The organism is Cohaesibacter marisflavi (assembly GCF_963665895.2).
Taxonomy (GTDB): domain Bacteria; phylum Pseudomonadota; class Alphaproteobacteria; order Rhizobiales; family Cohaesibacteraceae; genus Cohaesibacter; species Cohaesibacter marisflavi.
In genome coordinates this window covers 4,104,891-4,112,500 of the sequence record NZ_OY762534.1, presented here as the reverse complement: position 1 = coordinate 4,112,500, position 7,610 = coordinate 4,104,891, and the positions used below count along the sequence as shown (strand labels likewise).

Annotated in this window: 6 protein-coding genes (1 of these 6 only partly in view); 1 reads left to right on the top strand and 5 read right to left on the bottom strand. The window is 54.7% G+C overall.

All coding sequences use genetic code 11. The features are described from left to right. A protein-coding gene (gene katG, locus ACKPCT_RS19410) for a catalase/peroxidase HPI (RefSeq protein WP_090075366.1) crosses the window boundary here: on the bottom strand, window positions 1-2,096 show its 5' portion. It extends 82 nt beyond the left edge of the window; only the first 2,096 of its 2,178 coding nucleotides appear in the window; the start codon lies at window positions 2,094-2,096; its stop codon lies beyond the left edge, outside the window. Window positions 2,097-2,284: 188 nt separating this feature from the next. Here katG and ACKPCT_RS19405 point away from each other — a divergent pair, with 188 nt between their 5' ends. Then, window positions 2,285-3,190 (top strand): hydrogen peroxide-inducible genes activator, encoded by a 906-nt coding sequence (locus ACKPCT_RS19405; RefSeq protein WP_319567690.1) that lies wholly within the window; start codon window positions 2,285-2,287, stop codon window positions 3,188-3,190. A 72-nt stretch (window positions 3,191-3,262) separates the two neighbouring features. Here ACKPCT_RS19405 and ACKPCT_RS19400 read toward each other — a convergent pair whose 3' ends face one another. The 4 genes from ACKPCT_RS19400 to ACKPCT_RS19385 are packed head-to-tail and all read right to left on the bottom strand — an operon-like array spanning window position 3,263 to window position 7,528. After that, window positions 3,263-3,988: a FadR/GntR family transcriptional regulator gene (locus tag ACKPCT_RS19400; protein WP_319567689.1), complete on the bottom strand. Its 726-nt coding sequence runs from the start codon at window positions 3,986-3,988 to the stop codon at window positions 3,263-3,265. Further along, window positions 3,985-4,974 (bottom strand): galactofuranose ABC transporter, permease protein YjfF, encoded by a 990-nt coding sequence (gene yjfF, locus ACKPCT_RS19395; protein ID WP_090075352.1) that lies wholly within the window; start codon window positions 4,972-4,974, stop codon window positions 3,985-3,987. The genes ACKPCT_RS19400 and yjfF overlap by 4 nt, the downstream gene beginning before the upstream one ends. Next, window positions 4,974-6,020 carry an ABC transporter permease gene (locus ACKPCT_RS19390; RefSeq protein ID WP_210186844.1) on the bottom strand — a complete coding sequence of 349 codons (1,047 nt, stop codon included), beginning with the start codon at window positions 6,018-6,020 and terminating at the stop codon, window positions 4,974-4,976. The genes yjfF and ACKPCT_RS19390 overlap by 1 nt, the downstream gene beginning before the upstream one ends. Next, a complete protein-coding gene (locus ACKPCT_RS19385) occupies window positions 6,017-7,528 on the bottom strand; it encodes a sugar ABC transporter ATP-binding protein (protein WP_090075351.1) in 1,512 nt (503 codons plus the stop codon). The genes ACKPCT_RS19390 and ACKPCT_RS19385 overlap by 4 nt, the downstream gene beginning before the upstream one ends. Window positions 7,529-7,610: the final 82 nt, after the last annotated feature.

Here is a 7,610-nt window from a genome sequence, read left to right as displayed (position 1 = left end):
TCGTCCTGCGCATACACTTCAGCGTAAGAACGAAGAATGGAGTTTGACCCGAAGACAAGATCCACGCGGGTTGCAGTCCATTTCACAGCACCGGTTTTGCGGTCCTGTATTTCGTAGGTGTTCTTGCCAGTCGGCACCCATTTGAAGGCCATATCCGTCAGATTGACGAAGAAGTCGTTGGTCAGAGCACCTTCATGCTCGGTGAATACACCATGCTTGGTGTCTCCATAGTTGGTGCCAAGCATACGCATACCGCCAACCAACACAGCCATTTCTCTTGCAGTCAGACCCAACAGCTGCGTGCGATCGAGCAACATCTCTTCTGGGCTAACCACATAATCTTTCTTGGCCCAGTTGCGATAGCCATCGGCCAAAGGTTCCAAAGGATCGAAGGAAGGCGCATCAGTCATTGCGTCAGTTGCATCCCCCCGCCCCGGAGCGAACGGCACGGCAACATCAAGGCCGGCTGCCTTGATGGCCTTTTCCAGACTGACATTACCGGCAAGTACGATGGCATCAGCGACGCTAATACCAAATTCTGCGGCAATCGGCTCCAGAACAGCAAGAACCTTGGCCAGACGATCCGGCTCGTTGCCTTCCCAATCTTTCTGCGGAGCCAGACGAATGCGCGCGCCATTGGCACCCCCTCGCATGTCCGATCCACGATAGGTGCGGGCGCTGTCCCAAGCGGTGGCAACCATTTCGCCAATAGACAGTCCGCTATCTGCAATCTTGGCCTTCACAGCCTCGACATTGTAATCAGACGGGCCAGTTGGCACAGGATCCTGCCAGATGAGCTCTTCATCTGGAACCCATGGGCCGATATAGCGCGCCTTAGGCCCCATATCGCGGTGAGTCAGCTTGAACCATGCACGCGCAAAAGTGTCGGAGAAATAGTCGGGATCCTTGATGAAGCGCTGGCAGATTTCATTGTAAACCGGATCCATTTTCATGGCCATGTCGGCATCCGTCATGATCGGTGCGCAGCGGATAGAGGGATCTTCCACATCAGCCGGCATGTCTTCTTCCTTCATGTCGATCGGCATCCACTGCCAAGCGCCCGCTGGGCTCTTCTTAAGCTCCCACTCATAGCCGAACAGATAATCGAAATAGCCCATATCCCATTTGGTCGGTTCATAGGTCCATGCACCTTCGATACCGCTGACGACCGTGTCACGCCCAATGCCACGCCCCTTGGTATTCATCCAGCCGATGCCCTGATATTCAGGACCAGAGGCTTCCGGATCCGGGCTCAAATCTTCAGCCCGCCCATTCCCGTGGCATTTGCCTATGGTGTGGCCACCGGCGGTGAGCGCAACGGTTTCCTCATCATCCATCGCCATTCGGGCAAAGGTTTCGCGGATCTGCGCCGCTGTTTTGATCGGATCGGGCTCGCCATTAACGCCTTCCGGATTCACATAGATGAGACCCATCTGCACTGCGGCCAGAGGGTTTTCCATGGTCTCGGGCTTGTCTACATCGCTATAGCGGCCATCACTTGGTGCGAGCCATTCTTTTTCAGCCCCCCAATAGGTATCTTTTTCCGGATGCCAGATGTCTTTGCGACCAAAACCGAAACCGAAGGTCTTCAATCCGGCTTCTTCATAAGCGACCGTACCAGACAGAATGATCAGGTCAGCCCAAGAGAGCTTGTTGCCATATTTCTTCTTGATCGGCCAAAGCAGACGGCGGCCCTTGTCGGTATTGACGTTATCGGGCCATGAATTGAGCGGCGCAAAACGTTGGTTGCCCGTGCCACCGCCGCCGCGGCCGTCAGCCAATCGATAAGACCCTGCAGCGTGCCAGGCCACACGCGCAAACATGCCCACATAGCTGCCCCAATCGGCAGGCCACCAATCCTGGCTGTCATGCATCAGATCCCGAAGATCCTGTTTGACCGCCGCATAGTCGAGTGTCTTGACTTCCTCGGTATAATCGAAATCTTCGCTAAAAGGGCTGGTCTTGGTGTCATGCTGATGCAGAATATCCAAATTAAGGGCATTCGGCCACCAGTCCATGACGCCAGTCCCCATAGCCGTATTACTACCGTGCATGACGGGGCACTTACCGGTCGATTTGGTGTCGCTGTGATCCATTTGGTCCTCCAAAAAATCAATCAATCGTTCTTGTTTCAACAAGACAGATCTTGTCATTTAATATGGTTTGGCAGCCCTTTTCGCGAGGCCGACCCTTTCGCGCACTTCTCTTTTGACAATGCTATTTTTATCAGATGAGTTCCATAAACGGAAATTGCATTTTCTAAGATAAGTGATAAGATTTTCTAATGACAAACCTATCCATGAAACACCTGCGCTATTTCGATGCCCTGGCCCGCCACCATCACTTCGGACGAGCAGCAGAAGAATGCAATGTGACCCAACCGGCCCTCTCGGTTCAGATCAAGGAGTTGGAAGCGCTGATCGGCGCGTCTCTCGTTGAACGCGGATCACGTCAGATCCATCTGACGGCGCTAGGAGGCGCCTTTGCAGAGCGCGCCCAGCATATCCTGCATTCCGTCAAGGAGCTGGAAGATCTGACACGCAGCACGCAAGGCCCTTTGGGAGGCCAGTTCCGCTTTGGCATCATCCCTACGGTGGCTCCTTATCTCTTGTCTGACTTTATAAAGGTCATGGGGCAACGCTTTCCGGGGCTGGATTTGCGACCACGAGAAGCCAAAACAAAGAAACTGATCACCGATTTGCTGGAAGCCCGACTGGATGCGGCGATTGTCGCCTTGCCCATCTCCGAACCATCTTTAGAGGAGTTGGCCTTGTTGGACGAAGAATTTGTCCTGTTACGAGCGCAACAGGATGCAAACAAACCGGTACCCAATCCGGAAATGCTTCAGACGATGCGCCTGCTATTGCTGGAAGAAGGCCATTGCTTCAGGGATCAGGCGATTTCCTATTGCAACAACAGCGCGGCCCCACCCCGCAATCTCATGGAGGGCAGCTCTCTGGCAACATTGGTGCAGATGGTAGGAGCCGGGATCGGCGTGACTCTGATACCGGAAATGGCGGTCGGCGTGGAAACACGATCTGCGCCGGTTTCCATTGCGCATTTGCCGACCCCGGCCCCGAAACGCACCATTGGTATGGTCTGGCGGCGCAGCAACCCCTTGCGAGACGAATTCCTTCAGATCGCGGACATTCTAAAGTCCATAACCAGCAAGATGAAATCGGAAGACTGAAGCATGGTCCAGCCGGTGAAGCAAAGCAATGAAAGGGGAACGACAAGAAGGGAGGAGCAGAGGAAAGGGGATTTAAGAGATATTGGCTTTGAAAAGCGCGATGGCATCCGCCATGGTCGTCTCAGCACGCTTGGCGTCCTTGGCTCTGATCGCCTCGACGATCTGCCAATAGGTATCAATGGACGCCTGCTGCACATTTCCATCCGGATTGATGCGCGCATTGTCACAGCCCAACCGATAGACAGAAAAGAGCGCAGCCTGCACCATATCGCCCAGAGATGATAGAAATCGATTGCCCGACATATGCAGAATGGAGGTGTGAAACTCGATATTGGCAACGGCATAAGAGACATAGTCCTCAGCCGCAGCCATATGCTCACACTCGGCAGTGAGAGCGGCGCATTCTTCCCCGAGACCACGCCGGGCAACAAGAGCGGCTGCCGCAGGCTCAAAAATCAGGCGGATTTCATGCAGTTCATTCATGAAAGGCCCTGGCTTTCTCAAAGACGCATGCCAGCGCAGAACGTCGGGGTCGAACATGCTCCAGTCCGAGGAGGGGCGCACCCGCGTCCCCACCTTGGCTTTTGATTGCAACAGCCCCTTTCCCACAAGGGTCTTTTTCGCTTCGCGAATGACCGTCCGAGACACCCCGAACATTTCTTCAAGATCCGGATCAAGCGGGATCATCGTCTGTTCGGCATAGTCGCCCGAGACAATGGCCATACCCAGTTGATCAACAACTTTGGAAGTGTTGTTGAAGGCCTGCTGAGAGGTACCTCCAGCGGTCGTCAGGCTCATGATCGCATCGCGAATTCTGTTGCTGGTTTTCTTCTCGCCGTCGTCGCCCAAGCCAATACCTTCTGCAGCATGATAAAGGTGAACAGCAGAACGCCGATAACGATTTTGGTCCACCAACTCGAAAGGGTGCCATCAAAAACGATATAGGTCTGGATCAATCCCATAATCAGAATACCGAAAAAGGTTCCAGCCACAAATCCCGTGCCACCACTTAACAATGTGCCACCAATCACCACCGCAGCGATGGCGTCCAGTTCCACGCCCACCGTCGACAATGAATAGCCGGCTGATGTGTAGAGGGAATAGACGATTCCTGCAAGTCCTGCCAGACCGCCCGATGTCGCATAAATGAGAATGGTCGTTCGTGCGATGGGAACCCCCATCAGCTGGGCCGTTTGCACACCTCCTCCGAGGGCGTAGACATTCTTGCCGAACTTTGTCCGGTGCAAGACGATCATCGCCCCGATGAAAACCAGCAACATCACGCCGCCGATCAGCCTGAACCGTCCGCCACCTGGCGCCTTCCAGTAGATCGATTGCAGCACATCATAGAATTCATGCGTGATGGGCACAGAATCCGTCGACAGCACATAGGCAAGCCCTCGCATGAGGAACATCCCCGCCAATGTCACAATGAAGGCAGGCATCTCCAGATAATGGACGATGGCCCCTTCTGCTGCCCCGAAAGCGATGGTAATGGCGAGCACCATGCCAAAGGCAACAAGCGGATGAATGGACGTATCCCGCAGAATGACGGCGAGAAAGACGCCCGTAAAGGCGATCACGGAGCCAACCGAAAGGTCGATACCACCGGTAAGGATGACGAAGGTCATGCCAACAGCTGTTATGCCGAGAAAGGCGTTGTCAGTCAGCAAGTTGGCCACAACCCGGCTGGAAAACATGCTCGGGAATTCCCAGATGCACAGCATATAGGCGAGAACAAAGGTCGCCATGGTCATATAAAGCGGAAGCCTTGGCGATTTCATCATGACAGACTCTCCTTGGCGGTCTGATTATTCTTGGCCCCATTTTCATTGGGCGCATGAGGCGGTGTCGATGCACGGAAGAGATAGATCGCGTGCTGAACCGCAGGAGACTGGATGAACAGGATCACGATGATCAGCAGCGCCTTGATCACCAGGTTGAATTCAGGCGGCATGCCCGAAAGCAGAATGACAGAGTTCACTGACTGAATAATGAGTGCCCCCAAAAGGGACGCGATGATCGAGAAGCGGCCACCGAGCAAAGAGTTGCCGCCGATAACGACAGCCAGAATGGCATCAAGCTCCATCCATAAGCCTGCATTGTTGGCATCAGCCCCCTTGATGTCGGCAGCGACGACCACACCAGCCAGCGCGGCGCAGAAACCGGTGACCAGATAAACCGCAACAAGCAGAACCCGAGAGTTGATACCGGCCAACCGTGAAGATGTCTCGTTGATACCGATCGATTCAATCAGCATTCCCAGAGCCGTGCGGCGGACCACATAGGTTATCAACCCGCCCATGATCACCCAGATATAAACCGGTGTCGGTAGTCCCAGAATGGTACCAGCCCCCAGATGGATAAGACCTGGATCATTGAAGGTCATGATCTTGCCTTCGGTGATCAACTGCCCGATCCCGCGCCCGGCAACCATAAGAACCAGCGTGGCAACAATTGGTTGCACGCGGAAAACGGCAACCAGAATGCCGTTCCATGAGCCACAGGCCAAACCGGCAGCCAAAGCCGCCAATAGAGCAAGGAACCATCCGCCCCCAGCCGTAACGACCGAAGCGGCAACAGCTCCAGCAATCGCCATTACGGCACCCACGGAAAGATCAATCCCCTTGGTGGCAATCACCAAGGTCATGCCCGTAGCCAGTAGAGCCACCGGCGCGCCCCTATTCAGCACATCGATAATGTTGCCAAACAAGCGACCATTCTGGAATTCAATGGAGAAAAAGCCCGGAAAGACGATGAAGTTGAGCAGGATCACCACTCCGAGAATTATAAGCTGCGGCGCAATGCGCCGGAGAGTACCGCCCATCATAGCTGCGCCCCTCCTTCTTCAGCGATGGATCGAACGATCGCACCAATGGAAATTTCGTCGCCCTGAAGCTCTTTGACTTGCCGACGATCTCGCAAAACCACAATCCGGCTGGAATAGGTAATCAATTCCTCCAGCTCGGATGAGGCCACGATCAAGGCCATGCCCTGCTCGCGAAGGGTCTGAATAAGCTCGATGATTTCAGCATGCGCACCAACATCAATGCCTCTGGTCGGTTCATCCAGAATGAGGATGTCCGGCTCGGTTGCCAGCCAGCGAGCAAGCAACGCCTTTTGCTGGTTGCCACCGGAGAGAAGTCGGATCGGCATATCCAGACTGGCCAGACGGATATCCAGTTTCTTGACGTAATCCTCGGCGATCTTCTCTGCCTTCGCTCGAGAGATCGGCCGTGTCCAGCCGCGCCTTGCCTGCAACGAGAGAATGATATTCTCTCTTACCGAAAGATCGCCCACGATGCCGTCTGTTTTCCGGTCTTCAGGACAGAGACCGAACCCCAGATGAATGGAGGATCTGGGGCTATCGATCTTGATGGCCTCACCATTGAGCGTGGCGGTTCCCTGATCGGCAGGTGTGGAGCCGAAAATCACTCCGGCAGTCTCACTGCGCCCCGATCCAAGCAGTCCGGCCAGACCAATGACTTCTCCCTTATGCAGGATCATGTCAAACGGCTCGATGGTGCCGCGGCGCCCGTAGTTTTTCAGCTCGAGAATGGTTTCGCCGATCACGGCCTTGCCGCGCTCTTTCTTGGCTTCTTCAAGCTGACGCCCGAGCATCATGGTCACGATTTCGGTTTGCGTGGCATTGGCCAGCTCGCGCGTACCGACAATGCGCCCGTTGCGCAGGATCGTAGCCCGATCGGAGATCTCGAAAACCTGATCAAGGAAATGGGTGATGAAAACCACCGCGAGACCCCGTTCAGTCAGTTTGCGCACAACGGAGAAGAGCAGATCGATCTCCTCGCGGTCCAAACTGGCGGTTGGCTCATCCAGAATGAGCACCTTACCGGCCAGCTCCACAGCACGCGCAATGGCAACCACCTGCTGGATGGCAATCGAATAACTAGAAAGCAGCTGAGAGGGGTCGATATCCAGGCCAAAGCCGGACAGGACCTCTTTGGAGCGCTTGACCATTTCACGATTGTTGATCATGCCATGGCGCATGGGCTGCCAGCCAAGAAACAGATTCTCGGCGACCGTCATGTTCGAAAGGAGGTTTACCTCCTGATAGACAGTACCGATACCCAGCGCGAGGCTTCCTTGCGGATCGCGCGGATCGATTTCTTTACCGTCGAGCAGAATGGTGCCAGCATCGCGTTTGTAGGCACCTGTCAAACATTTGATAAGAGTGGATTTTCCCGCTCCGTTCTCTCCCAGAAGGGCATGCACTTCACCGGGATAAAGAGACAGGGAAACATCATCCAGCGCGATGGCGCCGGGAAAGAATTTGGAAACGCCAGTCGCCTGTAGGACCGGCTCGGGGGTCGTAGACATGGTGTGATCCTGAAGGCTACCAGAATTGGGTGAAAAGCCGAATGAGCGTGGTGGCAGACAGAGTTTCTGCCCACCACCAACG

What these genes read in the sequence shown, in the direction of transcription:
- ACKPCT_RS19385 (WP_090075351.1), bottom strand. Translation starts at nt 7,528, where the DNA reads ATGTCTACGACCCCCGAGCCGGTCCTACAGGCGACTGGCGTTTCCAAA.
- ACKPCT_RS19390 (WP_210186844.1), bottom strand. Translation starts at nt 6,020, where the DNA reads ATGATGGGCGGTACTCTCCGGCGCATTGCGCCGCAGCTTATAATTCTC.
- ACKPCT_RS19405 (WP_319567690.1), top strand. Translation starts at nt 2,285, where the DNA reads ATGACAAACCTATCCATGAAACACCTGCGCTATTTCGATGCCCTGGCC.
- yjfF (WP_090075352.1), bottom strand. Translation starts at nt 4,974, where the DNA reads ATGAAATCGCCAAGGCTTCCGCTTTATATGACCATGGCGACCTTTGTT.
- ACKPCT_RS19400 (WP_319567689.1), bottom strand. Translation starts at nt 3,988, where the DNA reads ATGAGCCTGACGACCGCTGGAGGTACCTCTCAGCAGGCCTTCAACAAC.